Source organism: Pararhodobacter zhoushanensis (genome assembly GCF_003990445.1).
Lineage (GTDB): Bacteria > Pseudomonadota > Alphaproteobacteria > Rhodobacterales > Rhodobacteraceae > Pararhodobacter > Pararhodobacter zhoushanensis.
On sequence record NZ_REEZ01000008.1, the window covers coordinates 33035 to 58086 of the forward strand.

Here is a 25052-nt window from a genome sequence, read left to right on the forward strand (position 1 = left end):
ATTTTGCTGGTGCGGGCGTGGCGCGGCCACACCCTTCAGCGCCCGTTACAGGTCGTTGCGCTGTGGCAGGATCACCAGATCCCGGATCGTCACGCTGCGCGGACGGGTCAGCATGAACAAGACCGCTTCGGCCACTTCGCGCGGTTCCAGCAACCCGCCGGATGCCAGCTCGGCTTCCAGCTTGTCGCGCGGCCAGTCGTCCAGCAGCGCCGTGACCACCGGGCCGGGCAGCACGGCACCGACGCGCAGACCCGCGCTTGCCACCTGACGACGCAGGGTATGCACGAAAGCCTGCACGGCGTGTTTTGACGCGGTATAGATCGGCTCTCCCACGACCGGCACAACACCGGCGATCGAGCTGGTCACCAGAATGTCGCCCGTCTTGCGCTCGATCATATGGGGCAACACCGCATGCACACAGCGAAACACCGCGTTGATGTTCAGGGTCAGCATCCGGTCCCACGCGTCTGGGTCGCCGTCGATCACCGGGCCCCCGACATAGGCCCCGGCATTGGCGTGCAGAATGTCCAGATGGCCGGTCTGGGCAAGGATGGCGGGCATCATTCCGGCAACGGCGGCGCTGTCGGACAGGTCCACCACCAGCGGAATCGCCTGATCGCCCAACTCGGCACAGCAGGCGTGCAGGGCGTCCCGCGCGCGGTCGATCAGCACCACCCGCGCGCCGGCCTCGACCATCGCGCGCGCGCATTCCAGTCCGATCCCCGATGCCGCGCCGGTCACCGCCGCTACCTTGTCCGAAAGCCCCTGCATCGCCGCGTTCTCCTTGTGACTCATGTCATGCCTCCGCCGCGAACAGATGCGCGGCGGCGGGTTCGAAGTGAAAATCAACCGTCTCGCCCGCACCAAAGGCGGCATCCTGCGGCAAGACCGCGAGCACCTGCTGGTCGTCGCTGGTACGCAGATTGACCACGGTTTCGGCCCCCAGACGTTCAACCAGCACCACCTGCCCCGACACCCGCGCGGACATGCCGGGCGCGGGCTGGCGGTGAAGATACTGCGGTCGCAGTCCCAGAACGGCGCTCTGACCGGCGGCAAAGCCCTTTGCCGGCAGCGTGATCGGCGCCAGCGACGGGGCCGATACGGTCGCGGTGTCGGCGGTGGCAGCGGTGACGCTGACCGGCAGGAAATTCATGCGCGGTGAGCCGATGAACCCCGCGACAAAGCGGTTGGCGGGAGATTTATAGACATCAATCGGCGCGCCGATCTGTTGCACGCGCCCGCCTTCAAGCACGACGATCCGGTCGGCCAGCGTCATCGCCTCGACCTGATCATGCGTCACATAGATCATCGTCGCGCCCAGCTCCTTGTGCAGGCGGGCGATCTCCATCCGCATGTCCATGCGCAACGCGGCATCAAGGTTCGAAAGCGGCTCGTCGAACAGAAAGACCGAGGGTTGGCGCACGATGGCACGCCCAATGGCCACGCGCTGGCGCTGGCCGCCGGACAGCTGGCTGGGTTTGCGATCCAAGAGGGGTTCCAGCTTCAGGATGCGCGCCGCCGCCATGACGTCTTCGTTGATCTTGGCCTTGGGGGTTCCTGCCAGACTGAGGCCAAAGCTCATGTTCTGACGCACGCTCATATGCGGGTAGAGCGCGTAGGACTGAAACACCATCGCAATGCCGCGATCACGCGGTTCCAGATCATTGCAGCGCCGCCCGCCAATGGTCAGATCGCCGCCCGAGATATCTTCAAGCCCGGCAATCATCCGCAGCAGGGTCGACTTTCCGCACCCCGAAGGGCCGACGAACACCACGAATTCACCGCTCTTGATGTCCAGATCGACACCGCGGATCACGTCGACGGCGCCATAGTTCTTGGTGAGATTGTGCAGGGTCAGATCGGTCATCAGCTGTCTCCCTCGCCCGTTGCAGCGAGATGGGCGCGGGCCTGAGCCTCGGCGCGTTGAAGGGTTTCATAGGCCGCAAACCGGGCCGCATGCAGCGTTGCTACCGCCCTTGTGGCGGGGGCAACGGTGGTGTCGACGGGCGACATCGCCGTCATGGCAGCGCCAATATCCGCAAAGACACCCGCCGCTGTCGCGCCCAGGATGGCGGCGCCCAGCAGAACCGGCTCGGGGCTGCGCGGGATCTCGACGGGCAGCCCGGTGGCATCGGCCAGCAACTGGCGCACAACCGGGTGACGCCCGGCACCGCCGCTGATTACCAGCGCGTCGATCTGCGCGCCTTGTGCGCGGCTGGCGGCGATGATCTGCCGCAGGCCATAGCCCAGCCCGGTGACGGCAGCGACATAGAGCGCCCGCAGGCTGTCGGCATCCCCGGACATATCCAGCCCGGCAATCAGCCCGCGCGCCTGCGGGTCGGCGTGTGGTGCGCGGTTGCCCAGAAAGTCGGGGATCACGATGAGTCCGGCAGCAAGCCGAACGGCCTCGGACAGCGACGCGGCGCTGGCTGCCGCGCGGTCGGCCAGAAGATCGGGCAGCGATTGCCCCAGTGCCTGCGCCTCGGCCTGAAGCGCTGGTGCGGCGGGGTGCAGCGCCAGAACCCGCTCGATTGCCGCACCGGCGGTGGATTGTCCGCCTTCGGACAGCCAAAGACCCGGCACCATCGCCGAAAGATACGGCCCCCAGACGCCGGGAATGAACCGCGGCTGCGCGCTTGAGGCCATGGTGCAGGCCGAGGTGCCCATGACATAGGCCATGCGGTTTTCGGCCCCGCCACCCAGCGAGCCGATGCCACCGGCATGGGCGTCGATCAGCCCGGCACCGACCGGCGTGCCCGCCAACAGACCCAGATCGTCCGCCGCCTGCTGCGTCAGCCCGCGTCCCTGCGCGGTTCCGGCAGGAACAACGGTCGTACCGATCCGCGCGAAGCCTTCCTGCGCCAGATCGCCCAGGCCGATAGTGTCGAAATAGCCGGGATCCCAGCGGTCTTCATGGGCCAGATAGGTCCATTTGCACGTCACCGTGCACACCGAACGGTCCAGACTGCCGGTCGCCCGCCATGTCAGGAAATCCGCCAGATCCATGAACTGATGGGCCGCCTGCCATGTCTGCGGCAGGTTTTCCTTGAGCCATAAAAGCTTGGGCGTTTCCATTTCCGGCGACAGCGCACCGCCCACGTAATCGAGCACGCGGTGGCCGGTGGCGTTGATCCGCTCGGCCTGTCCGGTGGCGCGGTGGTCCATCCACAGAACGACATTGCGCGCCGCGTCGCCGTGGGTGCCCACGGGCAAGGGCTGACCGCCCTTGCCCAGCACGACCAGCGAACAGGTCGCGTCAAAGCCGATCCCCGCGATATCTGCCCCCGTCAGCGCGGCCTTGGCCAGTGCCGCGCGAGTGCAGGTGGCGACAGCGTGCCAGATATCGTCCGAGGATTGCTCGGCGATATCGCCCGGCTCGCGCCAGGTGCGGATCGGTGCGCTGGTGGCCGCGACCAGCGTCCCCGCCGCGTCAAAGATCCCCGCCCGAACGCTGCCGGTGCCGACATCGCAGCCCAGAAGATACCTGGCCGTCATCGCTTGCTCCTTATCCACGCAGGATCACGAGGCAGGGTGCAGCGCGCCCGCAGCGGCGCGGGTGCCATCGGGATTGCGCAGATAGACCCCGCGCTCCAGCTGCTGACGGCGCAGTTCGGCCACGTCGATCTCGGAGGGCGGACGGTTTCCGCGTGCCGAGATCCGCGCGGCGCGCCCGGCGGCCTCGCCCATCGCCATGCAGGTCGCCATGACGCGGATCGCGCCCATGGCCTCATGCGTGCACGAGATGCTGCGTCCGGCGACCAGCAGGTTCTCCACTTTCTGCGGCACCAGCGAACGGTAGGGAATATCGTAACAATCGCCGCACCAGATCAGCGTGCAGCCGTTATCCTCGGGGCGGTGAATGTCGATGGGATAGCTGGCGACAGCGATGGCATCGTCGAAGTGACGGCACGACAGGACATCATCCTGCGTCATGACGTATTGCCCCTTGATACGCCTGGTCTCGCGGATGCCCAGAAACGGCGCGGTCTTGGTGAAATAGGCCTGCTCGAAACCGGGCACGTAGTTGGTCAGATAGGTGACGATATCGTCGATCTGGCCCCGCCCTTCGATCTCGCCCTTGGTCAGGCTGCGGGCGTCGGTGCCATCGGTTCCGGCCACCCGCGTCATGTTGATCCAGACCTCGCCCTTCTTCAGGCCGGTGATGATGATCGTCCGCTCGTTGGGAATGGTCAGGTTCATCTCGGCCTTGGCCTTGGCCATCAGTTCGCGCAGGCCAACCACGATGAACTGATTGTTCTGGCCGAAGTATTCGGCTGGAATGAAATCGGTCAGATAGGTGCGCGCCTCGGGTGGGGAATTGGCAATCGACATCCGCAGCGCATCGGTGTCCACGCCGCCCAGACAGAACATCAGCGTCGGCGGCTGCATGCCGCCTTGCTCGTTGCCCTTCTCGCAGGGCACCCCCGCGCGGTACGCCACATCCGCGTCCCCGGTACAGTCGATAACCACCCGCGCCAGCAACGCACTGCGGCCGCTTTTGCTTTCGGTAATGATGCCACGGATCGTGTCACCGTCCATCACCACGCCCGCAAAGAAGGTGTAGAACAGCACGTCCACCCCGGCCTCGGTCAGCATATCCAGTGCGACAGTCTTGACCGCCTCGGGCTCGACCAGCGTGATGCCCATGTGCAGCGGGCAGGGCCGGTGTTCGCTGGCACCGTCGCGCTCATCGCGCAGGCGTTGGATGAAGGCCTCGGGCAGCCCGTCGATGATGCGATTGCCCTTCTGACCCAGAAAGCCCAGCACGGGCAGGCCAATGGTCATGTTGCCGCCAACAAAGCTGCGGCTTTCGACCAGACCCACGCGCAGCCCGTCCTCGGATGCGGCAAGAGCGGCGGTCAGGCCTGATGGGCCACCCCCGACAACCAGCACATCATACTCGGCGGCGACGGGGATCTTGCGGGCAGGTTCTTCGATGCTGCGGACCTGAGGAGCGGTCATCGGTCAGTCCTTGTTGGGATCAGTGGGGAAAAGTGGGGGGGGTGCGCCGGACCTGCTGAGGCCCGGCGCCGCAGGATCAGGCGGGCATCATCGGGCCAACGCGGTCGATGATCGCGCCGACGGCGTCGGTCACGCTCTTGCGACCCAGCACGGCAAGCTGAACTTCTTCCAGCATCGTTGCCTGCGCGCGCGCCGCTTCGGGGAAGGGCGGGAAGGCCCCGCGCGCATTGGCCAGCACACCGGCTTCGATCTCGGCCACGGGATTGGCCTGCATCAGCGCAGGATCGGCATAGCTGGACACCCGCACCGGGCCGTTTCCGTTCAGCGCCATGCCCAGCGTCACGCGCTTGCTGGAAACTTCGCGGATATAGGACCACGCCAGTTCCTTGTCGGTCGCGTTGCGCGGAATGACCATTGCCCAGGCTTCGACCACCGCCGACATCGGCGTGCCAGCGGGCAGCGTTGACGATCCGGGGAAGGGAATCGCCTTGATACGACCGGCGAAGTTGCTCTGCTCGGGGTTGTTGAGCTGCGCGAACCGGGCGAAGGGCAGCACGGTGAAGGCCGCGCGGCCCTGCTGCATCCACGTAACCATGTCGTCGTTGCGCGTGGCGGCATAGCTGCGCGGCAGCGCGCCCGCCTCGAACAGGCCGCGCAGGACGGACAGGCCCTGCTCCATCGCGGCGCGGTCAGGCACCAGCTGGAAGTCATGCGTGATGAAATCGCCGCCGAAGGCGCGGGCGAACATCACCGGGAAAACCGCCAGGTCGCTGGCCAGCACCATGCCGGTCACCGGCGTACCGGCAGAAGAGGTGAAGGTCAGTTGGTTGGCTTGCTCTACCAGCTCTTCCAGCGTTTGCGGCGGGGCCGAAATGCCCGCTTCTTCCAGCAACGCCTCGTTGTAGAACAGGGCCTGCGTGGCGTGGCGCACAGGGATGCCGATCAGATTGCCATCCACCGTCATGCCCTGAATCAAGCCGGGGGCGATGTCACCGAAATCCTCGATCGGATTGGCGTCATTCAGCGGGCCGAGCGGCTCGAACAGCGCCGCAATGTCCGAGGTCGGGCGGTTGTCGATCAGATACCCCACCGAATACTCGGTTTCGGGCAGGCTGGCCTCACGGAAGAGCCGGTCCTGCAACGGGTTCGAATCGAAGGTGGTGAAGCTGAGGCTGGCGTCATTCGCAGCCTTCCAGTCAGCCAGCAGATCGCCCTCGGCGGTGCCCAGCACGCGCTCATGCACCGCGTGGCTGAGGATATTGAGCGTGCGCGCTTGCGCCCAGCTTGGGAACGCGGCCATGGCCGCCGCCCCTCCGATAGCCGTGCCCAGAAGACGGCGACGGGTTAGTCCGGTTCTCAGGTCTTTCATGGTTTCCTCCCTTTCAGACGATCAGTCATCCCTTGGTGGCGCCGGCGGTAAGCCCGGCCACCAGAAATCGGTTCATGAACACGACGAACAGCAACACCGGCGCCAGCTGGACGGTTGAGGCGGCGAACAGAATTCCCCAGTCGACCCCGTCGATCGAGCCGATCATTTCCGAAATGACCAGCGGCGCGGTCTTGGCGTTGGTGCCGGTAAAAATGAAGGCGAACAGAAATTCGTTCCACGCGAAGACGACTACGAAAACCGCCACCGCAAGGATTCCGGGCGAGGCCAGCGGCACGATCACCCGGCGCAGGATCGTCAGCCTTCCTGCTCCGTCGATCTGTGCGGCCTCGTCCAGTTCCCGCGGGATCTGGTCGATGAAGGTGCGCATCAGCACCGTGCCCAGCGAGACAAAGAACGTGGCGTAGAGCACCATCAGCACGCCATGCGTGTCGTTGATCCCCAGAAAGTTGACGATCGGGAACAGCGGCAGCGTAATGACGATCGGCGGGATCAGGCGGACGACGATCAGGAACAGCACGCTGCCGTTCAGGAACCGGCTGGAATTGCGCGAATAGATATACCCCGCGCAGGTGCTGGCGACGACGGCCAGCACGGTCGCGCCGACGGTGATGATCGCGCTGTTCAAGAGCCCGTCAAAGAACACCCCCCAGCGTGACCAGAGCGCCGCGTAATGCTCCAGCGTCGGGGTGAAGATGTGGCGTGGCGGGACGGCAAAGATCTCTCTGCCCGGCTTGAAGGACGAGATCACCACGAAGGCGATCGGCACCAGCGACCACAGCAGCAGCATGCACACAGCCACAGCCTTGCCCAGACCGATAAACAGACGATCAATGCGCATTGCCGGTCACCTGTTTGCGCAGCACCAGAACATAGCCAAGAGCCAGAAGCAGCGACGCCAACACCATGATCCACGCCGTCGCCGCAGCCGTGCCAAAGGCGTTGTAGGTAAAGGCTTCGCGGTACAGATAGACCGCGACCACCTCGGTCGTGCGCGCCGGTCCACCGCCGGTCAGCAGCCAGACCTCGGAAAAGATGCGGAAGGCAAAGATGTAGCGAAACAGCAGGGCGACGACGATCGCCGGTCCCAGCATCGGCAGCGTCACCCGGCGGAACGCCTGCCACGGTCGCGCGCCGTCGATGCGCGCGGCTTCGTACAGATCGCCCGGAATGGCCAGCCGTGCGGCGTAAAGGATGATGAAGGTAAAGGGCAGATGCAGCCAGATCGTCAGCATGGCGATCAGGATCATTGCGTGCACGGGCTCGAACGACCAGTCCAGCACCGGCAGGCCCAGCGACAGCAAGAGCTGCGTGACCGGCCCGGCCTGTGGATCGAACAGATAGCGCCAGCTGACCACGGCGATCACTTCACTGACGGCGTAGGGTGCCAGCGTGCAGACCAGAAGCACACGGCGAAACGGCAGGCCGCTGGCAAACAGCAGCGCCAGCAACAGGCCCAGCAACAGCTCGACATGCACTGCAACCACCACCAGCACCACGGTATTCCACAGCGCGCTGCGGAATGAGGGATCGCTCAACACCCGGATGAAATTATCGAAGCCGACAAAGCTGGGCGCTTGCCCAAAGCTGGATTCCATCAGGCTCAGCCACGCGACATAAAGCGCCGGCAACACGATAACACTGAGGATCAGGACGTGAACTGGTGCGACAAACGGCAACAGTTCGGTTAATTTTCTTGTTCGCACCCACGCCTCCCAACGCTGTGTGACTGCGACGCCCGACAAGGCGTCAGTGAATGGCAGATTTGCTCTCGCCGGGGTTGAGGGGATCAGAGCCGGGGGTCGCCACATCGCCGCCCCCGATAGCGGGCAATCCCAAAACGGAATCACGCACCTGCAAGGACGCGGTCAGGCTGATCGCAACCGGCGCGCCGGTTTCGCCGCCCATGCGCGCCGTCAACCGGTCCCAGACCGATTGCGCCATCAGATCCAGCGGCTGGCGGATCGCAGTCAAAGCGGTCTTGCGCGCGCTCATCCAGGCATAGTCATCGAAGCCGATGACCGAGACCTGCTCGGGAATATCCACCCGCGCCTGCGCCAACGCGGACAAAACCGCCAGCGTGGTCACGTTGGTCAGGGCCAGAACGGCGGTCGGGCGCGCGTGTCGCTCTTGCCAATGGGCGAAACGCTCGGCACCGGTGATGCTGTTTGAGCCCAGTTCAATCGTGACCGGAGCCCGTCCGGTCGCGCCCCGCAAGAAGTCATGCGCGCCGCGTTCGCGTTCGCGGATCGGCGCTATCGCCAGATTGGACGCAGCGATGACGACATCGCGATGCCCCATCGCCACCAGATGACGGGCCGCGATCTCACCCGCTTCGGCGTTATCAATGGTCACCGTGTCTGCCGGTGCGCCTGCCGGCACCACGCGGTCAGCCAGCACTACCGGCGTGCGCCCGCATTCCTCGATCAGCACGGTCGGCAAGCTGTCGGTGCACGGGACAACCACCATCCCCGCCGGACGCCAGCCCAGAAGCGCGCGCAGGCGCGATTGCTCGACCGCTGGATCATCGCGTGAACTGGCAACAATGACGTCAAACCCGTCCTTGCCTGCCATCACCTCAAGCCGCGACACGAGCGAGGTAAAGAACGCATCGTCAAGATCCGGAACCAGAATGGCCACCACCCGGGTCTGCCCCGAGCGCAACTGCGACGCCGCCCGGTCAGCCTGATAGTCCAGCTGCCGGGCCGCAGCGATAACCCGGTCATGCACCGTTTGCTTGACCGGTTTCGAGCCATTGACGACATGCGAAACGGTCGCCGTCGAGACCCCGGCCAGCGAGGCTACATCTTTGATCGTCGCGCGTTTCTTTTGCATGAGGTCCTGATTCGACGTCGGTTAAACGATTTACGTTAAACGTTTAACTTGGCGTTTCTGATCCCGCAAGCATTTTCTTGGCGCAGAATTTTGCTGGTTGAGGCGCGCTATTTCCGACGGCTGCACATCTATAGCGGGAACCTATTGCTCGCGGCGACGTTACCTTGGAGCAAGCCAGCGCCACCGCTTACGTCTCCGGTGCTCGGATCAGAACCTATCTAGGAGAGCTTAGATGCACGGTATCATTTACCTCGTGGGCCTTGTGGTCGTCGTGATGGCGATTCTGTCGTTTCTGGGTCTGGGCTGAAAAACGCACAGCCCAAACCCTTGAAAGGATGAAACAATGACACAACAACCTGTAACATCTGTCCCGGCAGCACCGGTCGGCCTTGCGCAGGACCGCAGCTATGTGGACTGGCCAGCCATCCTGATCGGCGGTGTGGTCGCGTCGGGGGTTGCCTTTGTCTTCACGACCTTCGGACTGGCCCTGGGACTGACGATGATCTCGCCTTATGAGGGTGACGGGTCGGCCATGGCTAAGCTGATCGCTGTCGGTTCGTGGATCGTTTGGACCACGGTTTCCAGCGTGATGGCAGGCAGCTATATCGCCGGCCGGATGCGTCGCCGGATCGAAGGCACCAGCCCGGACGAAACCGGCGTGCGCGACGGCGTGCACGGACTGGCCGTCTGGGGCGTCGCACTTCTTCTGGGCGCGATGGTTCTCAGCGGCTCGGTCAGTTCGACGATTGATGCCGCATCGGATATGTCAGCCAGTGTCGCCGCTGTCGGCGAGACGATCACAGGCCAAGAGGCAGCAGGCACCGCCACTGTGGCTGGTGTAGATGCCACCACGCTTGACGCCGACGCAGCCGCCCGCGCCGAAACCGCCCGCAAATACGCGATCCTTTCCGCCTTTATCCTTGCCGCCGCGCAGCTGATCGCCGGGGCCGGAGCCTATTGGGCCGCAGGAATGGGCGGGCAACACCGTGACGACCAGCGTGTCTTTGCGCGCTTTGGTCGCTGGACCTGAGGAGGAGATCGAACAATGGGTGCTCTATTACTCTGGCTGATTGGCGTCCCGCTCTGGATCGTGCTTTTGCTGGTTTTCCTGACCTGACCAACGCCTCTTTTTCGCCCCTCACGGGGCGAAAAACCTATTCAGCGACAGGCCCGGAGATGGCTGCTCCGCCGCTAAATCCGCGCCGCCCAGACCCTGAACCGGCCTTGCCCGGTTACCTCGCGGATCAATCCCCGCTCTGATAGCCGGTCAAGATTGCGCTGTACGGCAGCGCGCGAGGCCCCGGTCTGAGCTTCGGCCAGCGGCGCTGGCACCAGCGGCCAGTTTTGCATCACCTCCACCAGCAAACCCGGTACGCGCCCCGACAGATCCGCAATCGCCCCATCGGCCCGCGTACGCCAGTTCCCCAGCCGGTCCAGCATCAACAGCGCCGCCAGCGTGGCGCGTTCAGCCCCGGCGATCCATTGGGCCAGTCGCTGTTCGGGCGTACCCCGGGCGCGCAAACTGTCGGGACCATTCATCGCCAAGGGGACGAACAAAGCCCCCTGCCCCGGCAGTCGGCTCATCCCCGCCGCGTGGCGCGCGGCCAGCACCGCCGCTTCCAGATCGCGGCCCCGGTCTGGTCCGGTCAGTTGCCAGGCGTGAAACAGGATCGCCGATTGCGTGACCGGGTGGAGGTCTTCAATGTCCGGCAAGAGGGCCGCCAGGTCGTAAACAGCCTCAGACGGGCGGTTGAGAAAGTCGCCCATCCCCATGACCGGGGCATTCCCCTGCATCAACCGGCGTGCGGCCCAGCCCGCGCGCGCCAACGCACCTTCGCTATCCTCGGTCGAGCCGACCCGCAGCCCGACCCACAGACCCAGACGCTCGGCCGGGAAACGCTCGCCCGCCCACCACGCCATATCCGCCGCTTCGGCCAGTGCAAGCCGTTGGCGCAGGCCAGCGCTGGCGGCGCGCAAACGGGCGTCCATCTCGCCAAAGGTCAGGGCCAGCCGGGCCAATCCATCAGACTGCGCAGCCTGCGCCGCGCGCCATGCAACGGGATCGATCAGCGCGCGGCGGTCTGCCCGCGGCAACGGCGGCGCGCCGGGAGGGACGTCATCGGCCATGGGGCCGGGCAAAAACCACAGATCGTCTTCATCGTCAGTCATACGCGGCAAAGCCCATCGCTGCGCCGATGTCGTTGGCGACATTGCACACAGCGCGCCAGTGTTTCGCCGACTTCCAGCCCCCGCAAAAGGGTCTGGGCCTTAACCGCTTTGTCTTTCGGCGCTTTGGTCACGGCTCTCCCTTCTGTCCAGCCCCGGGCGCGGGGCAAAGCGCCCGGAAGCGTCGCTGTTGTCAGCGTGCTGCCAACCTGTCCAGCCCAAGGATCAAATGCAAGATTTGTCCGGTGTACGTTCATTTCATACTTTCACATAATGAGAGTATCGCGTTCCCACTTGCTTGCATCGCCCCGAGTTGGGCGGGTGCTGGGCATCCGCTCCTGCCATCCGCCGTTCACCAAAAGGGGCACTCACGGCGTCGAAACTACGCGCAGTCATTACCGGGCCGGGAAACGTCCTAACCGATCTGTTGATGACGATGTAGCGCTCGCACTGGATCGAGCCGGTCTGGATGGTCGGCATCGACCCCGACTCGGAAGGTCCGCGCGCGTGATCAAGCGTCGATACCGTAGACCGCACCGCGTTGCGCGTTGCGGCCGCAACCAAAGCACTGCGCGCCTGCCCCCGGACAGGTGCCGTCGCCTGACAATGAGCGTCTGACCGGCCCCGCCTGTTTGAAAGGGAGGCCGGATCACTGGGCGTCAAGAAAGTGCTGCGCGCCGTCAGCTCCGCCGCGCCGCGAAGTCTGCAAACCAGTCCAGCGCTGCCGGGTTCTTCGTGGCGTCGCGGCTTGCGACCTTGTCGACCGGCTGGCCCAACAGCAGTTTGCGCACCGGCACTTCCATCTTCTTGCCGGTCAGCGTGGTCGGGATCTCAGGGGCGGCGACGATCTCGTCGGGGACGTGACGCGGGCTGCGTTCCGAGCGCAGGCGCTTGACGATCTCGGCTTTCTTGGCATCATCCAGCGCCAAACCCGGCTGCATCTGCACGAAGAGTGGCATGTAATAGCCGCCCTGACCATCCTCGATGCAGAGGATCAGGCTGTCGGCCACACCGTTGATGCCCTCCATCGTGCGATAAATCTCGGCCGAGCCGATGCGCACGCCGAAGCGGTTGAGCGTCGCGTCCGACCGGCCTAACACATAGCTGCCGCCGTGGTCGTTGAACCGCACGCGGTCGCCATGCCGCCAGATCCCCGGATACATGTCGAAATAACTGTCGGTATAGCGCGCGAAATCCACATCGCCCCAGAAGCACAGCGGCATCGAAGGCATCGGTTTGCGGATCACCAGCTCGCCGACCTCACCGACGATCTGCCGCCCGTCCTCGTCAAAGGCACAGGCATCGCAACCCAGAGCGGGTGCCTGTATCTCGCCGGCGCGCACAGGCAACAGGACACAGCCGGCCAGAATGCCTGAACACAGCTCGGTGCCGCCCGATTGCGAGGTGGCGAAGAGATCCTGCTTCACCGCCTCATGCACCCAGGCCAGAATTTCGGGCGTTGCGGGCGAGCCGGTCAGGAACATCGTCGTCAGCTTGGACAGGTCATAATCCTTGCCCGGGACAATCCCCTGCTGGCGCACCAGTTGCATGAACGTGGGCGAGACGCCGAAATGGCTGACGCCCGTGTCCTGCATGATCTGCCACAGCGCACCGGCATCCGGGTAGGTCGGATGGCCGTCATAGAGCGTGACCTTGCCGTTCAGCAACGGGCCGGTCATCAGCGTGTTCCAGACCATCCAGCCGGTGGTGGAATAGCAAAAATACGTATCCCCCGGTGCCATATCAAAGCCGAACGCGCCGTTCTTGAGATGCTCCAGCACGATGCCGTGGTGGCCCTGAACGATGGGTTTCGGCAGGCCTGTGGTGCCTGACGAGAACAACGTCCACAGCGGATGATCCGAGGCGACGCGCTCATACTTGAACGCATCGGCGGGCACGTCATCGCCGGTGAACAGATCGTCCCACATCAGCGTTTCGCCGTGGAAAGCCGGGGCTTTTGGCGCGTCGGGCAGGTAGTCGAGCATGACCAGCGAGGTCGCGGTCGGAAGCTCGGCCAGAATGCGGGTCAGATCGCCGGTGCGATCGAAATTCTTGCCGCCATAACGATAGCCGTTCACCGCGAAGACCAGCTTGGGTTCGATCTGGCTGAAGCGGTCGATCACTGTCTGCGGGCCGAATTCGGGCGCGGCGGTGGCCCATGTCGCGCCGATTGCGGTCGAGGCGAGCATGGCGATCACGGTTTCGGGGATGTTGGGCATATAGGCGACGACGCGGTCGCCCTTTTGCACGCCCATCGCGCGCAGGCGGGTGGCCAGTTTGCGTACCGCCGCGCCGACCTCGGTCCAGGACATCGCGGCCAGCGGACGCGTTTCGCTGCAATGGTGGAGCATGACGCGGGCTGGATCGCCACGCATCTCGTTGCGCAGGATCTGCTCGGCATAGTTCAGCCGGGTGCCGGTGAACCAGCGGGTGCGCGGCATGGGGTCGTCGGTCATTACCTGATCGAGCTGGCCTTCCATCTCGACCTCGAAAAAGTCGCTCACCGCCTTCCAGAAGGCGGCAGGCTCGCTCACCGACCAGCGATGCAGCGCCGCGAAATCGGTCAGCTCGGGGCCGTCCTGTCCGACAAAGCGCATGAATTGCCCGACCATCGACGCCGCCCGCCGTTCCGGTGAAGCTTGCCAGAGAATATCCCCTTCCGAGACCATCATAAAACCCCCATGAATGGTGCTGCCGTGTCAGAAACTAAGCGGGCAATAGCCCAAAAGGCCAGCCTTCGCTATGGCCTGCGATCTTTTATTGTACATCGTACAATTATCGCGCCGGCCTGTCCACATCAAGGCGCGCCGATACCCTTGGGACAGCGGCGCAGATGCATGATTGCTGTCAGAACACGATGTGTCTTATGAAGTCTTTGGCTCTTTCCCGTTCGTCGTGATCCGAAGGGCCGCTGAAATGAAGGGTCCTCATGGCCAAGAAAACCACATCCGGGCAGCGGCGCGGCAAGGGGACGGGGCAATCGGCGCCAGAGCTTTCCAAGGCGCAGATCGTCGAAACCGCGCTGCGGCTGATTGATGACAAGGGATTGCAGTCTTTCTCGATCCGCAATCTGGCCAAGACGCTCGAATGCTATCCGACTGCGATCTACTGGTACACGCCGAGCCGCCATTTCCTGATTGCCGAGATCATCACCATCGTGCTGGCAGACGTCGTGCCGGATCTCTCGCTGGGCTGGCAGGAGTGGCTGCGCGCATTGTTCCGGCGGTATCGCGCGGCAATCTCGAAGCACCCGAATGTTGCGCCGCTGATCGGGGTCAATCTGGTGTCAAATGCCGCGATTGATCTGGATATGATCGAGGGGACGCTGGCCAAGCTGCACGAGGCAGGTTTTCGCGATGAGGCGCTGATCAATGCCTACAACGCCGTGATCGGGGGCATGGTCGGTTTCACCACGCAGGAATTCGCGATGCTGCCGCCCGATGCCGAAGACTTTGAAGCCAATCTGAAAGACGTCCCGCAGCGCATTGACCGCGACCTGCAGCCGCATCTGGCGCAAATGGCACCGCGGATGCTGGGGTCGGCCTTTATCCTGCGCTGGCAGAACGGCGCGGCGCAGCCGATGGACGGTGCGTTTGCGATGTATGTCGAGGCTTTCGTGACCGGGCTTGAGGCTGCCTTGGCACCGGATCCGTCCCAAATCTGATTATTTTCCAGGCATGGCGCGCGTCCGGGCCGCACCTCTGAAAAGAGGCGCGGCCCTTTCTTGTTCGCCGTACAATAAATCTCTTGATCGGTGAACAAGAGTACTTGTACGGTGAACAGCAAGAAGTGATTCCCGCCTGCCGGGCACCACTCTCAAGACCATCAAGGAAGACGATATGACCGCGCCGGATAAACCCACGATCGCGACCGAGAGCCCCTTCGCCGAGCGCGGCGGCCCGATTCAGGTGTTCTACACGCCGCTGGACGCGCCCCGCCGCCCGACGATCTCGCATGCCGAGGGGATCTACATGTGGGACACCGACGGCAAACGCTATCTCGACGCGACCTCGGGGCCGGTGGTCAGCAACATTGGCCACGGCAACGCGAAGGTTCTGGCGGCGATGAACGCGCAGGCCGCGAAGGTCTGCTACGCCTCGCGCGCGCTGTTCGAGAACACGGCGAATATCGCGCTGGCCGAGCGGGTGGCGGGGCTGGCCGGGCCGGGGTTCGAGCGGGTCTTTGTGGTCTCGGGCGGGTCCGAGGCCACGGAAGCCGCGATGAAACTGGCGCGGCAATACGCCGTGGCGCGCGGTGAAAAAAGCCGCTGGAAGGTGCTGGCGCGCAACCCCGGCTATCATGGCGCAACACTGGGCGCGGTGTCGGTCACCGGCGACCCCGAAACCGACGCGCTGTATGAGCCGGTCATGCGGATCATGCCCCGCGTTCCCGCGCCCTTCACCTATCGCACCCCCGGCAATATCGACGCCGACGCCCATGCCCGCGACTGCGCGCAGGCGCTTGAGGATGCGATCCTGGACGAAGGCCCTGACAGCGTGCTCGCCTTCATCATGGAGCCGGTCGGCGGGCTGGCAACCGGCGCGCTGGTCGCCCCGGACGCCTATTACACCGCCGTGCGCGACATCTGCACCCGCCACGGCGTCTTGCTGATCTTTGACGAGGTGATGAGCGGCGCGGGCCGCACCGGGCGCTTTCTGGCCGCCGAGCACTGGCCCGACGCGCGCTCCGATATGGTGACCTTGGCCAAAGGTGTGGCCGCTGGCTACACACCGATGGGCATGGTGCTTGCGTCGCGTGAGATGGTGCAGACGGTGGTCGAGAACGGCGGCTTTCTGCACGGTCATACCTACAGCGCAAACCCGCTCTCTTGCGCGGTCGGTGACGCGGTGCTGCGCGAAGTGGTCGAGCAGGATCTGATCGGCAATGCCGAGCGCCTGGGCGTGCTGCTGGGCGACCGGCTGGCCACGCTGATGGAGTCTTCACCCATCGTTGGCGACGTGCGCGGGATCGGCCTGCTGCGCGCCATCGAGATCGTGGCGGACAAGGCAAGCAAGACCTCCTTCCCGCCGACAGCCAAGGCGATCTCGCGGATTGTCGAGCTGGGGCTTGAGCGCGGGCTCTTGCTTTATTCGCGCAGCACGGCGGGGGGGCGCTATGGCGAATGGCTGATGATCACCCCGCCCCTGATCATGAGCGAAGCACAACTCGATGAAATGATGGACCTTCTGACCGAGGTTCTGGCGGCTTTCAAGGCCGAGGCCCTCGGCTGAACTGGCTAAAAAACCACAACAACGAACCAACAAGGGAACAAGAAATGCAACTGTCCGTCTCGTTCACCGCGCTGGCCGCCGCTGGCATGATTGTCAGCGCCGCCGCGCCCGCGCTCGCCGATACCCTGCGCTTCTCGCACTTTCTGCCGCCGGGCCACTATTTCGACAATGACGTCAACGCTTGGGGTGCGGCGCTGGATGAGGCTTCGGGCGGCGAACTGACGCTTCAGGTGTTCCCTGCCGGTCAGATGGGCGCGCCCGCCGACCATTACGCGATGGTGCGCGACGGGATCGTCGACCTCGCCTGGGTCAACTTCGGCTACACGCCCGGCGCGTTTCCGATTGCCGATCTGATCGACCTGCCGTTCTCGCTGGAAGTGCCGCGCGATGTGGCCTCGGTCGCAGTGAACACCTGGTATGCCGCCTATGCCGGTCAGGAAATGTCGGACGTGCATTTCTGTCTGGCCCATGTCGGTGCGCCCGGCGCGCTGCATTCGGCCCAGCCGATCACCCTGCCGTCGGACGTTGCCGGGCTGCAGGTTCGTCCGGCCAGCGGGTCCATGGCCCGCTTCATCGCCGATCTCGGCGGCTCGGCGGTGCAGGTGCCCGCGACCGAGGCCCGTCAGGCCATCGAGCGCGGCGTGGCGAATGCGATCACCTTCCCCTGGGGCTCGATCGATTTCTTCGGCATCTCGGACGCGGTGCCCTATCACATCGCCGATACGCTCTATTACGTCGGCGCGGGTATCGTGATGAACAAGGCGCGGTACGAGGGCCTGTCACCCGAAATGCGCGCCGCCGTGGACAGCGTCTGTACCTCGGAATGGGCGGTTGGCGTCGGCGCAAGCTGGGTCGAGTTCGAGAACAACGGCCGTCAGGTGCTCGCCGATATGGGCCACACGATCCACGAATCGACGCCCGAAGAGCTGGCCGCATGGCACGAGGCGGCGCAACCTTCGTATGACCGCTGGGCTGCCGCCATGGTCGCCCAAGGCCTTGACCCGCAAGAGATCCGCGCCAGCCTTGACGCGGCGGTCGACGCGGCAGCAGCGGCGCAGTGATGGACCGGTTCCTGCGCGCCATCGAGCTGGCGGCAAGCCTGATGCTCGGGGTCGTGACGCTGATCACCTTTGCCAATGTGGTCATGCGCTTCGGCTTTAACAGTGCGTTAATGGACTCGTTCGACCTGACGCGCATGGCGCAGGGACTGGCGCTGGCCTGGGGGATCGCCGTGACCACCCACCGCAGCGAACACATCACCATCGACGGCCTGTGGACCCTGATGGGTCCACGCGGCCGCCGGGTGATGGATATCGTGGCGCGGGTGATCACCGGGGGGTTTTTGTTGGTGCTCACCCTCGCCATGGCACAGCGCGCCTATCGCAACATGCTGTCGAACCTGTCCACGGCCGAGCTGAGCATCCCGATCTGGGGCTTTCACGCGGCCATGACACTGGGGATCGCGCTGGCCTGCTTCGTGGTCTTCGCCAGCATCCGCCTTGTGCGGAATGGCGGTTACACGCGCGGCGCCGCCTGACACCCCCTGCGATCAACCGCGCCGCCCGACTGGGCGGCCGGGCAGCCTCGCCAAGGAATGGACGATGTCTCTTACAGTTATTGCCCTCATAGGGTTCGCCCTTCTGGTGGTCCTGCTGCTGATCCGTGTGCCGGTCGGCATCGCCATGGCGATCGCCGGGATCACGGGTTTCTCGATGGTGGTCGGCATCGACCCTGCCATCAGCATGGTCAGTCAGGTCGCTTTCAACGCGCTGACGGCCTATGAATTCTCGATCATCCCGATGTTCATCCTGATGGGCACTTTCGCGGCGAAGAGCGATCTCAGCCTTGAGATGTTCCGCGCCAGTCAGGCGTGGCTGGGCCGGTTCCGCGGGGGCATGGCGTTCTCGGCGCTGGTGGCCTCGGCCGGATTTGCGGCGGTGAACGGCTCGTCCATGGCGACGGCGGCCACCATGACCCGCGTCGCCCTGCCCGAGATGGAGCGCAACGGCTATGACGGCGCGCTCTCGGCGGGGGTGATCGCGGCAGGCGGGACGCTGGGGATCATGATCCCGCCCTCGGCGGTGCTGGCGCTTTATGGCTTCATCACCCAGCAGAACGTCGCCGATCTGTTCATTGCAGGCATCCTGCCGGGCCTGCTGGGGCTGGCCTGCTATGCCTCGGCCATTCTGATCATCGGCTTTTTCCGCCCCGCCAGCATGCCCGTTGCCGGGTCCAGCAGCTGGAGCGAAAAGCTGATCAGCCTGAGCCGCGTCTGGGCCATCGCGTTGCTGTTCGGCCTGATCATCGGCGGCATTTATGGCGGGGTCTTCACCGTCACCGAAGCCGCCGGCATCGGCGCGTTCGGTGCGTGGCTGATCGGCACGCTGCGCGGTCGGCTGGGGGTGAAAGCCACGCTTGAGTGTCTGGGCGAGGCGCTCGCGATGAGTGCGGCGATCTTCACCATCGTGATCGGCGCGCTGACCTTTGGCTATTTCCTGACAGTCACCGGCACCACCACCGCGCTGATCGGCTGGCTCGCCAACCAACCCGTCGGCCCCTACGGCGTGCTGACGCTGATCCTGCTGGGCTATCTGGTGCTGGGTGCGGTTATGGACGAGCTGGCGATCACCCTGCTGACGCTGCCCATCGTGTTTCCGGTGATCCAGTCGCTGGGCTTTGATCCGATCTGGTTCGGGGTGATCTTCGTGATGACGGTGACTCTGGGCGTCAACACGCCGCCCATCGGGATGAATGTCTTCGTGATCAACTCGATTGCCCGGCATATCTCTCTGGGGCGGATTTACCGGGCCGTGATGCCGTTCATCGCGGTGGATCTGGTGCGCCTGCTCTTGTTGATAATCTTCCCGTCCATCGCCCTTTATCTGGTCCGTTAAGCAAGGAATGCCGCCATGACAATCGAGACCGACCTTTCCCTTCAAGCGCGCCTTGCACAGCGCAGCGAAGAGATCTTCGAGCGCATGATCGCATGGCGGCGGGATTTTCACGCCAATCCCGAACTGGGCAATCAGGAACATCGCACCGCCGGGATTGTGGCGGATCATCTGGAGAACCTCGGCTTTGATCAGGTGCGCCGGGGGCTGGGGGGCTCGACCGGGGTGGTCGGTATTCTGGAGGGCGGGCAGCCCGGTCCCTGCGTCGCGCTGCGCGCCGACATGGACGCGCTCCCGGTGCGTGAGGCGACGGGGCTTGAGTTTGCCTCAACCACCACTGCGCTCTGGGGTGGGGAAACCATGCCGGTGATGCACGCCTGCGGGCATGATGCGCATACGGCGGTGCAGATGGCGGTGGCGGAAATTCTGGTCGCCGAGCGGGCGGCGATCAAGGGCCGCGTCATGCTGGTCTTTCAACCGGCCGAGGAAGGCCCCGCGCCGGATTGGCAGGGCCTGTCCGGCGCTGCCCGGCTGGTCGCCGACGGCGTCTTTGACGACCCCAAGCCCGACGCGTTCTTCTGCTTCCACGTCCTGCAGGACGAACGCCCCGGCACCGCGGGCGAGATCCGCGTGCACGAGGGCGACGGCACCTATGCGATGAACCTGATGCGCATCAAGATCCGCGGGCGCGGGGGTCACGGTGCCTATCCGTGGCGCACGGTCGATCCGCTGTTGATCGGCGCGCAGGTGCTGACCGCGCTGCAAAGCATCCCGGCGAAGAATGTGGATGTGAACGAGAATGCCGTCACTCTCTCGATCGGCATCTTCAAGGGCGGCACCAAGTTCAACGTGATCCCGGATGAGGCCGAGATGGAGGGCGCGCTGCGCTTCACCGACACGACGACCGGCCCCTATCTGGAACAACGCGTCGAAGCCATCGCCAAGGGCATCGCCGAAGCCGCCGGTGGCAGCGCCGAGGTGGACTGGTACATGCGTGTGCCGTTGGTTCACAACGACCCCGACCTGACCCGCCGCATGCGCCCGTCGCTGGACCGCGCGGCACCGGCAGACAAGCCGGTGGTCGCGGTCGAGAACTGCTTTCTCGATGACGTCTCGAACTTCTCGCAGATCGCGCCCTTGATGTTCTTTACCGTCGGCGTCGGGCTGGATGAGGGCGACAGCGCCGTGTCGGGCTTTCACCACGAGCCCAGCTTTCAGGTCAACGAAAAGGGCTTGCTGACCGCGCTAAAAGCCATGGTCAATCTGGCGGTAGACTTCGGTCATGACACAGCGAAGAACAGCTGACAGTGACGCATGGCGTCGATCTGTGATGCCAATGCAGCGCGGGTGACCCGGTCGATCTGCCACGGGTCGCTCATCCGACGGGTGACAGGGCGCCTTCCCTCATGCGCTTGCCACCGCGGCCTGACGTCAGCCAAGGGCCGAGCGTCGCCTGACCTGCAGAATCCGGCGACAGAACGCGATCACGAAGAGCGCGGTCAGGATCAGGATGATTGTCGGCGCCGGAGCACTGTCGAGGAAAAAGCTCGCATAGGCGCCCATCAGCATCGAACTGGTACACACGACGACCGACACTGCCAACATCCGCCCGAAACTGCGCACCAGCAGAAAGGCTATGGCCCCCGGCGCGATCAGCAACCCGACTGCCAGCACCAACCCGGTCGCTGACAGCGTCGCGACAATGGTGAGTGACAGGATGGTCAGCAGGCCGTAATGCAACAGCCCGACCGGCAGGCCCGACGCCCTTGCCTGCGCCGGATCGAAGGCATGCAGCATCAGATCCTTCCACTTGAGCAGCAGCGCCACCGCGACACAGGCCGACAGGATCCCTGCGGTCCACAGGTCCTCGGCCCCGACGCCCAGCATGTTGCCGAACAGGATGTGGTCGAGGTGCACATTGGTGTGGATCGACACATACAGCACGACCCCCAGTGCGAACATGCCCGAGAACACCACGCCCATGACAGTATCCTGCTTCACGCGCGAGTTCTCGGCCAGATACCCCGTGGCGAGGGCTGTGATCATTCCTGCCCCGAAAGCGCCAAGGATCAGCGGAAAACCCAGCACATAGGCCAGCACGATCCCCGGCAGGACAGCATGGCTGACGGCATCGCCCATCAGCGCCCATCCCTTGAGCACCAGAAAGCATGACAACAGCGCGGTGGGGACCGACACGATCAGCGAGATCCAGAAGGCGTTTTGCATGAAGCCGAACTGAAAGGGTAGGAGCAGCGTGTCGATCATGGCGCTACCTCGGCCCGCAGGGCCTGCACCGCCTTGCGCCGGGCGGCAAAAAGCCCGTGTTTGGGCGCCCAAAGGAATGTCGCAAGGAAGATCAGCGTCTGTAACACGACAATGATCCCGCCGGTCGCGCCATTGAGGAAATAGCTGCCATAGGCACCGACAAAGCTGGTCACGGTGCCGATGGCGACCGAGGTCGCGATCAGTCGCGGGAACCGGTCGCACAGCAGATAGGCCGTCGCGCCGGGCGTCACCACCATGGCGATGACCAGAAAGGCCCCCACCGTCTGCATCGCCGCGACCACGCAGGCCGCAAGCAGCATGAAGAACACGGCCTTCAGCAAGCCGGGTCGCAGGCCGATCGACCGCGCGTGGCTTTCGTCGAAGAAGACCACCATCAGATCTTTCCATTTCGCCAGCAAGATCGCCAGCGAGACGACGCCGATGAGGAGCAGCTGCGCCGTGTCAGTCGGGGTGATCGCCAGAATATTGCCCATGGTGATGGTCTGGATCGAAACCGACATCGGATTGATCGATACAATGAACAACCCCAACCCGAAGAATGAGGTGAAGATGATGCCGATGATCACATCGACCTTCAGCCCCGAGCGATCCGACAGAAACAGCATCGCCGCCGCCGCCAGCCCGCCCGACAAAAAGGCCCCCAGCGCAAACGGCAGTCCCAGAAGGTAAGCCCCGGCCACGCCGGGCACGACAGCATGCGACAGCGCGTCGCCGATCAGCGACCAGCCCTTGAGCATCAAAAACGCCGAGAGAAACGCACAGACCCCGCCGACCAACGCGGATACACCCATGGCATTGGTCATGAAACCATAGCTGAAGGGCTCGAGTAGCGCGCTCATTTCGACGCCTCGGCGATCATCATCTTGTCCCCGTACGCGACGAAGGGCCGCTCATCGTCGGTCAGGATCGAAAGTTTGCGCGTGTCCGCATCGTCATGCAGATCGGTCCCGCCGAGGGTGAAATGACGCAGCACACCGCCGAAGGTCGCTTCAAGGTTCTTGCGGGTAAAGGTCGTCTCGGTGAGGCCCGAGGCCAAGACCGTGCCTTTGACCAGAATAGTACGGTCGCAGAATTCCGGCACTGTGCCCAAATTATGCGTCGAGACCAGCATCACCCGCCCTTCGTCGCGCATCGCACGCAGCAGGGCGATGATCTGCTCCTCGGTCTTTACATCCACGCCGGTAAACGGCTCGTCCAGCAGGATCACCTGCCCGTCCTGCGCCAGCGCCCGTGCAAGGAACACGCGCTTCTTCTGGCCGCCGGACAATTCGCCGATCTGACGGTGCCGATAGTCCAGCATGCTGACCCGCCCCAGCGCAGCCTCGACCGCGTCGCGGTCCACCTGAGAGGGCCGGCGCAGAAAGCCCATATGGCCAAAGCGCCCCATCATCACCACGTCCTCGACCAGGACCGGGAAGGACCAGTCGACCTCCTCGGACTGCGGCACATAGGCGACGAGGTTCTGTTTCAGCGCCTGCTTCACGCCAAGCCCCAGCAGCCGGATCTCTCCGCGTGCCACGGGCACAAACCCCATGATCGCCTTGAAAAGCGTGGATTTCCCCGCGCCATTCACGCCGACCAAAGCGGTCACGGTGCCGCGTGGGATGGCGAACGAGGCGTCCCGCAAGGCGGTGTGGCCGTTGCGGTAGGTCACCGTCACGTCCTGGGCGGTGATCCCACCACTGCCTGACATGCCATCGGACGCTGCCAATTCTTCCGGCTGGGTACCATCTGTCATGGCACCAGCCCGTTCGCGACGGTCTGCGCGGTGACGCGGAGCAGGTCGAGATAGGTGGGCACCGGGCCATCGGGTTCCGACAGGCTGTCGACATAGAGCACCCCACCGTACTGCGCGCCGGTTTCGCGCGCGACCTGCTCGGCCGGGGCCGTGTTGACCGTGCTCTCGCAGAACACCACGGGAATGTCATGCGTGCGGACACCATCGATCACGGCACGCACCTGCTGCGGGGTGCCCATCTGATCGGCATTCATCGGCCACAGGTACAGCTCTTGCAGGCCGAAATCCCGCGCCAGATAGCTGAACGCCCCTTCGCAGGTCACCAGCCAGCGCTGTTCCGGTGCAATCGCCGCGATCTGCTGGCGCAGCGGTTCAAGCGTGGCGCGCAGCTCAGCCTGATAGGCCGCCGCATTTGCTCGGTAGATCTCGGCGTTTCCGGGGTCGTGTTCGATGAAGGCAGTGGCAATATTGTCGATGTAGATCAGCGAATTATCCAGACCCATCCACGCATGGGGGTTGGGCATACCGGTGTAGGAACCTGCGGCGATCGGGATCGGATCTATCCCCTCGGTCAGCGTCACCGACGGCACATCTCCCAGATTGGTCAGGAACTGCTCGAACCACAGCTCAAGATTCAACCCGTTCCACAAGATCAGATCAGCGCCATGCGCGCGCACGATATCCTGCGGGGTCGGTTCGTAGCCGTGGATCTCTGCGCCGGGCTTGGTGATCGACACCACATCGGCTGCATCACCCGCCACTTGCCGCGCCATGTCGGCCAGAACGGTGAAGGTCGTGACAACCTTCATCCGGTGCTCGTCGGCCATCGCAGCACTCACCATGAACGTGCTGGCCCCTGCCGCCGCCATCAGGCGTGCTATCGTCAATGTCATGAAGCGTCCTTTTCAGCATCCAGATGCAAATGAGTCGCAAGTATGAATAGCAGGTCCGCCGTTTCTTGCAAGTGCATTGCAACTGCAAGAGGCATCGGCATCTCGGGGCCCAAGACGGATGACCGCGGAAAATCTTCGTGCTACAGGGTTCCTTCAGCCAGATCGGCCCGCTCCGATCTCTGGCTGACGCGACTTCAGCCAGAGCGGACGCCCGATGACCAAGCCAAAGCACGAGCCCCTGATCGACCTTTGCCGGCAACGCGGGCTGCGCATTACCGGGCAACGGCGGGTCATTCTGCAAGTTCTGGACGCCGCCGATGACCACCCGAACGTCGAGGAACTGCACCGCAGGGTTGGCGAGCGCGAACCCGGTGTAAATATCGCGACGGTCTACCGCACGATGAACAAACTCGCTGACCTGGGCCTGATCGAGCGCCATATCTTCGACGACGGACGCCTGCGCTACGAGCCTGCGCCCGACGAGCATCATGACCATCTGATCAATGTGGACACCGGCGAAGTCATCGAATTCCGCTCGGACGAGATCGAGCGGCTGCAGGAAGAAATCGCGCAGAAATACGGGTTCGAGATCGTCAGCCACAAACTGGAACTCTACGTCAGACTCCGCAAAAAGCGCTAAAGCGCTAGCGTCACGGTGCCTTG

22 protein-coding genes are annotated in these 25052 nt (G+C 64.1%); 8 read left to right on the plus strand and 14 right to left on the minus strand.

Annotation, left to right across the window (positions count from 1 at the left end; all coding sequences use genetic code 11):
• Positions 1 to 45: 45 nt before the first annotated feature.
• From EAE28_RS16570 to EAE28_RS16605, 8 genes are all read right to left on the minus strand, one after another.
• Positions 46 to 795, minus strand: a complete 750-nt coding sequence (locus EAE28_RS16570) for an SDR family oxidoreductase (protein ID WP_246022404.1) — start codon at positions 793 to 795, stop codon at positions 46 to 48.
• Between the two features lies 1 nt (position 796).
• A complete protein-coding gene (locus EAE28_RS16575) occupies positions 797 to 1867 on the minus strand; it encodes an ABC transporter ATP-binding protein (RefSeq protein WP_127108291.1) in 1071 nt (356 codons plus the stop codon).
• The gene (locus EAE28_RS16580; RefSeq protein WP_127108293.1) at positions 1867 to 3495 is read right to left on the minus strand and encodes an FGGY-family carbohydrate kinase; all 1629 of its coding nucleotides are present in this window, start codon (positions 3493 to 3495) and stop codon (positions 1867 to 1869) included. The genes EAE28_RS16575 and EAE28_RS16580 overlap by 1 nt, the downstream gene beginning before the upstream one ends.
• Positions 3496 to 3519: 24 nt before the next feature.
• Entirely contained in the window at positions 3520 to 4962 is a 1443-nt protein-coding gene (locus EAE28_RS16585) for an FAD-dependent oxidoreductase (protein WP_127108295.1), read from the minus strand.
• Between the two features lie 76 nt (positions 4963 to 5038).
• On the minus strand, positions 5039 to 6331 hold the full coding sequence (locus EAE28_RS16590) for an ABC transporter substrate-binding protein (protein ID WP_127108297.1): 1293 nt from the start codon (positions 6329 to 6331) through the stop codon (positions 5039 to 5041).
• A gap of 25 nt (positions 6332 to 6356) precedes the next feature.
• Entirely contained in the window at positions 6357 to 7190 is an 834-nt protein-coding gene (locus tag EAE28_RS16595; protein WP_127108299.1) for a carbohydrate ABC transporter permease, read from the minus strand.
• Positions 7180 to 8055 carry a carbohydrate ABC transporter permease gene (locus EAE28_RS16600; protein WP_127108301.1) on the minus strand — a complete coding sequence of 292 codons (876 nt, stop codon included), beginning with the start codon at positions 8053 to 8055 and terminating at the stop codon, positions 7180 to 7182. Before EAE28_RS16600 ends, EAE28_RS16595 begins: the two co-directional genes overlap by 11 nt.
• A 43-nt stretch (positions 8056 to 8098) precedes the next feature.
• Positions 8099 to 9184, minus strand: coding sequence for a LacI family DNA-binding transcriptional regulator (locus EAE28_RS16605; protein WP_127108303.1), 1086 nt, complete (start codon positions 9182 to 9184; stop codon positions 8099 to 8101).
• A gap of 343 nt (positions 9185 to 9527) precedes the next feature.
• Between EAE28_RS16605 and EAE28_RS16610 the strand changes: the two genes are divergently transcribed.
• Positions 9528 to 10214, plus strand: coding sequence for a hypothetical protein (locus EAE28_RS16610; RefSeq protein ID WP_127108305.1), 687 nt, complete (start codon positions 9528 to 9530; stop codon positions 10212 to 10214).
• A 161-nt stretch (positions 10215 to 10375) separates the two neighbouring features.
• Here the strand turns inward: EAE28_RS16610 and EAE28_RS16615 are convergent, their stop codons facing one another.
• Together EAE28_RS16615 and EAE28_RS16620 are read right to left on the minus strand one after the other, a co-directional pair.
• Complete coding sequence (locus EAE28_RS16615; RefSeq protein ID WP_246022406.1) at positions 10376 to 11353, minus strand: hypothetical protein; 978 nt, start codon at positions 11351 to 11353, stop codon at positions 10376 to 10378.
• 677 nt (positions 11354 to 12030) lie between these two features.
• Complete coding sequence (locus EAE28_RS16620) at positions 12031 to 14022, minus strand: acetoacetate--CoA ligase (protein WP_220443957.1); 1992 nt, start codon at positions 14020 to 14022, stop codon at positions 12031 to 12033.
• Between the two features lie 257 nt (positions 14023 to 14279).
• Here EAE28_RS16620 and EAE28_RS16625 point away from each other — a divergent pair, with 257 nt between their 5' ends.
• The 6 genes from EAE28_RS16625 to EAE28_RS16650 all read left to right on the plus strand — a co-directional run bounded on the left by EAE28_RS16625 (position 14280) and on the right by EAE28_RS16650 (position 20777).
• A complete protein-coding gene (locus EAE28_RS16625) occupies positions 14280 to 15014 on the plus strand; it encodes a TetR/AcrR family transcriptional regulator (RefSeq protein WP_127108309.1) in 735 nt (244 codons plus the stop codon).
• A 175-nt stretch (positions 15015 to 15189) separates the two neighbouring features.
• Positions 15190 to 16581: an aminotransferase family protein gene (locus EAE28_RS16630; RefSeq protein ID WP_127108311.1), complete on the plus strand. Its 1392-nt coding sequence runs from the start codon at positions 15190 to 15192 to the stop codon at positions 16579 to 16581.
• A 44-nt stretch (positions 16582 to 16625) separates the two neighbouring features.
• Entirely contained in the window at positions 16626 to 17642 is a 1017-nt protein-coding gene (locus tag EAE28_RS16635; protein ID WP_127108313.1) for a TRAP transporter substrate-binding protein, read from the plus strand.
• Positions 17642 to 18118 carry a TRAP transporter small permease gene (locus EAE28_RS16640; protein ID WP_127108315.1) on the plus strand — a complete coding sequence of 159 codons (477 nt, stop codon included), beginning with the start codon at positions 17642 to 17644 and terminating at the stop codon, positions 18116 to 18118. The genes EAE28_RS16635 and EAE28_RS16640 overlap by 1 nt, the downstream gene beginning before the upstream one ends.
• Positions 18119 to 18182: 64 nt before the next feature.
• On the plus strand, positions 18183 to 19475 hold the full coding sequence (locus tag EAE28_RS16645) for a TRAP transporter large permease (protein WP_127108317.1): 1293 nt from the start codon (positions 18183 to 18185) through the stop codon (positions 19473 to 19475).
• 15 nt (positions 19476 to 19490) lie between these two features.
• Positions 19491 to 20777 (plus strand): M20 metallopeptidase family protein, encoded by a 1287-nt coding sequence (locus EAE28_RS16650; RefSeq protein ID WP_127108319.1) that lies wholly within the window; start codon positions 19491 to 19493, stop codon positions 20775 to 20777.
• Between the two features lie 126 nt (positions 20778 to 20903).
• On the opposite strand, the gene EAE28_RS16655 is transcribed toward EAE28_RS16650, so the two are convergent.
• Genes EAE28_RS16655 through EAE28_RS16670 form a run of 4 tightly spaced genes read right to left on the minus strand, consistent with a single transcriptional unit; the run spans position 20904 to position 24389 of the window.
• Positions 20904 to 21737 (minus strand): metal ABC transporter permease, encoded by an 834-nt coding sequence (locus tag EAE28_RS16655; RefSeq protein WP_127108321.1) that lies wholly within the window; start codon positions 21735 to 21737, stop codon positions 20904 to 20906.
• Entirely contained in the window at positions 21734 to 22597 is an 864-nt protein-coding gene (locus EAE28_RS16660; RefSeq protein WP_127108323.1) for a metal ABC transporter permease, read from the minus strand. The genes EAE28_RS16655 and EAE28_RS16660 overlap by 4 nt, the downstream gene beginning before the upstream one ends.
• Positions 22594 to 23496 (minus strand): manganese/iron ABC transporter ATP-binding protein, encoded by a 903-nt coding sequence (locus EAE28_RS16665; RefSeq protein ID WP_281279606.1) that lies wholly within the window; start codon positions 23494 to 23496, stop codon positions 22594 to 22596. Before EAE28_RS16665 ends, EAE28_RS16660 begins: the two co-directional genes overlap by 4 nt.
• Positions 23493 to 24389 carry a metal ABC transporter substrate-binding protein gene (locus tag EAE28_RS16670; RefSeq protein WP_127108325.1) on the minus strand — a complete coding sequence of 299 codons (897 nt, stop codon included), beginning with the start codon at positions 24387 to 24389 and terminating at the stop codon, positions 23493 to 23495. Before EAE28_RS16670 ends, EAE28_RS16665 begins: the two co-directional genes overlap by 4 nt.
• A gap of 214 nt (positions 24390 to 24603) precedes the next feature.
• On the opposite strand from EAE28_RS16670, the gene EAE28_RS16675 reads away from it, so the two are divergent.
• Positions 24604 to 25029, plus strand: coding sequence for a Fur family transcriptional regulator (locus EAE28_RS16675; RefSeq protein ID WP_127108327.1), 426 nt, complete (start codon positions 24604 to 24606; stop codon positions 25027 to 25029).
• The last annotated feature ends 23 nt before the right edge of the window (positions 25030 to 25052 follow it).

Bases quoted from the DNA above. Each gene is read 5' to 3' on its own strand.
- EAE28_RS16570 (WP_246022404.1), bottom strand. From the start codon at position 795: ATGAGTCACAAGGAGAACGCGGCGATGCAGGGGCTTTCGGACAAGGTA.
- EAE28_RS16575 (WP_127108291.1), bottom strand. From the start codon at position 1,867: ATGACCGATCTGACCCTGCACAATCTCACCAAGAACTATGGCGCCGTC.
- EAE28_RS16580 (WP_127108293.1), bottom strand. From the start codon at position 3,495: ATGACGGCCAGGTATCTTCTGGGCTGCGATGTCGGCACCGGCAGCGTT.
- EAE28_RS16585 (WP_127108295.1), bottom strand. From the start codon at position 4,962: ATGACCGCTCCTCAGGTCCGCAGCATCGAAGAACCTGCCCGCAAGATC.
- EAE28_RS16590 (WP_127108297.1), bottom strand. From the start codon at position 6,331: ATGAAAGACCTGAGAACCGGACTAACCCGTCGCCGTCTTCTGGGCACG.
- EAE28_RS16595 (WP_127108299.1), bottom strand. From the start codon at position 7,190: ATGCGCATTGATCGTCTGTTTATCGGTCTGGGCAAGGCTGTGGCTGTG.
- EAE28_RS16605 (WP_127108303.1), bottom strand. From the start codon at position 9,184: ATGCAAAAGAAACGCGCGACGATCAAAGATGTAGCCTCGCTGGCCGGG.
- EAE28_RS16610 (WP_127108305.1), top strand. From the start codon at position 9,528: ATGACACAACAACCTGTAACATCTGTCCCGGCAGCACCGGTCGGCCTT.
- EAE28_RS16615 (WP_246022406.1), bottom strand. From the start codon at position 11,353: ATGACTGACGATGAAGACGATCTGTGGTTTTTGCCCGGCCCCATGGCC.
- EAE28_RS16620 (WP_220443957.1), bottom strand. From the start codon at position 14,022: ATGATGGTCTCGGAAGGGGATATTCTCTGGCAAGCTTCACCGGAACGG.
- EAE28_RS16625 (WP_127108309.1), top strand. From the start codon at position 14,280: ATGGCCAAGAAAACCACATCCGGGCAGCGGCGCGGCAAGGGGACGGGG.
- EAE28_RS16630 (WP_127108311.1), top strand. From the start codon at position 15,190: ATGACCGCGCCGGATAAACCCACGATCGCGACCGAGAGCCCCTTCGCC.
- EAE28_RS16635 (WP_127108313.1), top strand. From the start codon at position 16,626: ATGCAACTGTCCGTCTCGTTCACCGCGCTGGCCGCCGCTGGCATGATT.
- EAE28_RS16640 (WP_127108315.1), top strand. From the start codon at position 17,642: ATGGACCGGTTCCTGCGCGCCATCGAGCTGGCGGCAAGCCTGATGCTC.
- EAE28_RS16645 (WP_127108317.1), top strand. From the start codon at position 18,183: ATGTCTCTTACAGTTATTGCCCTCATAGGGTTCGCCCTTCTGGTGGTC.
- EAE28_RS16650 (WP_127108319.1), top strand. From the start codon at position 19,491: ATGACAATCGAGACCGACCTTTCCCTTCAAGCGCGCCTTGCACAGCGC.
- EAE28_RS16655 (WP_127108321.1), bottom strand. From the start codon at position 21,737: ATGATCGACACGCTGCTCCTACCCTTTCAGTTCGGCTTCATGCAAAAC.
- EAE28_RS16660 (WP_127108323.1), bottom strand. From the start codon at position 22,597: ATGAGCGCGCTACTCGAGCCCTTCAGCTATGGTTTCATGACCAATGCC.
- EAE28_RS16665 (WP_281279606.1), bottom strand. From the start codon at position 23,496: ATGACAGATGGTACCCAGCCGGAAGAATTGGCAGCGTCCGATGGCATG.
- EAE28_RS16670 (WP_127108325.1), bottom strand. From the start codon at position 24,389: ATGACATTGACGATAGCACGCCTGATGGCGGCGGCAGGGGCCAGCACG.
- EAE28_RS16675 (WP_127108327.1), top strand. From the start codon at position 24,604: ATGACCAAGCCAAAGCACGAGCCCCTGATCGACCTTTGCCGGCAACGC.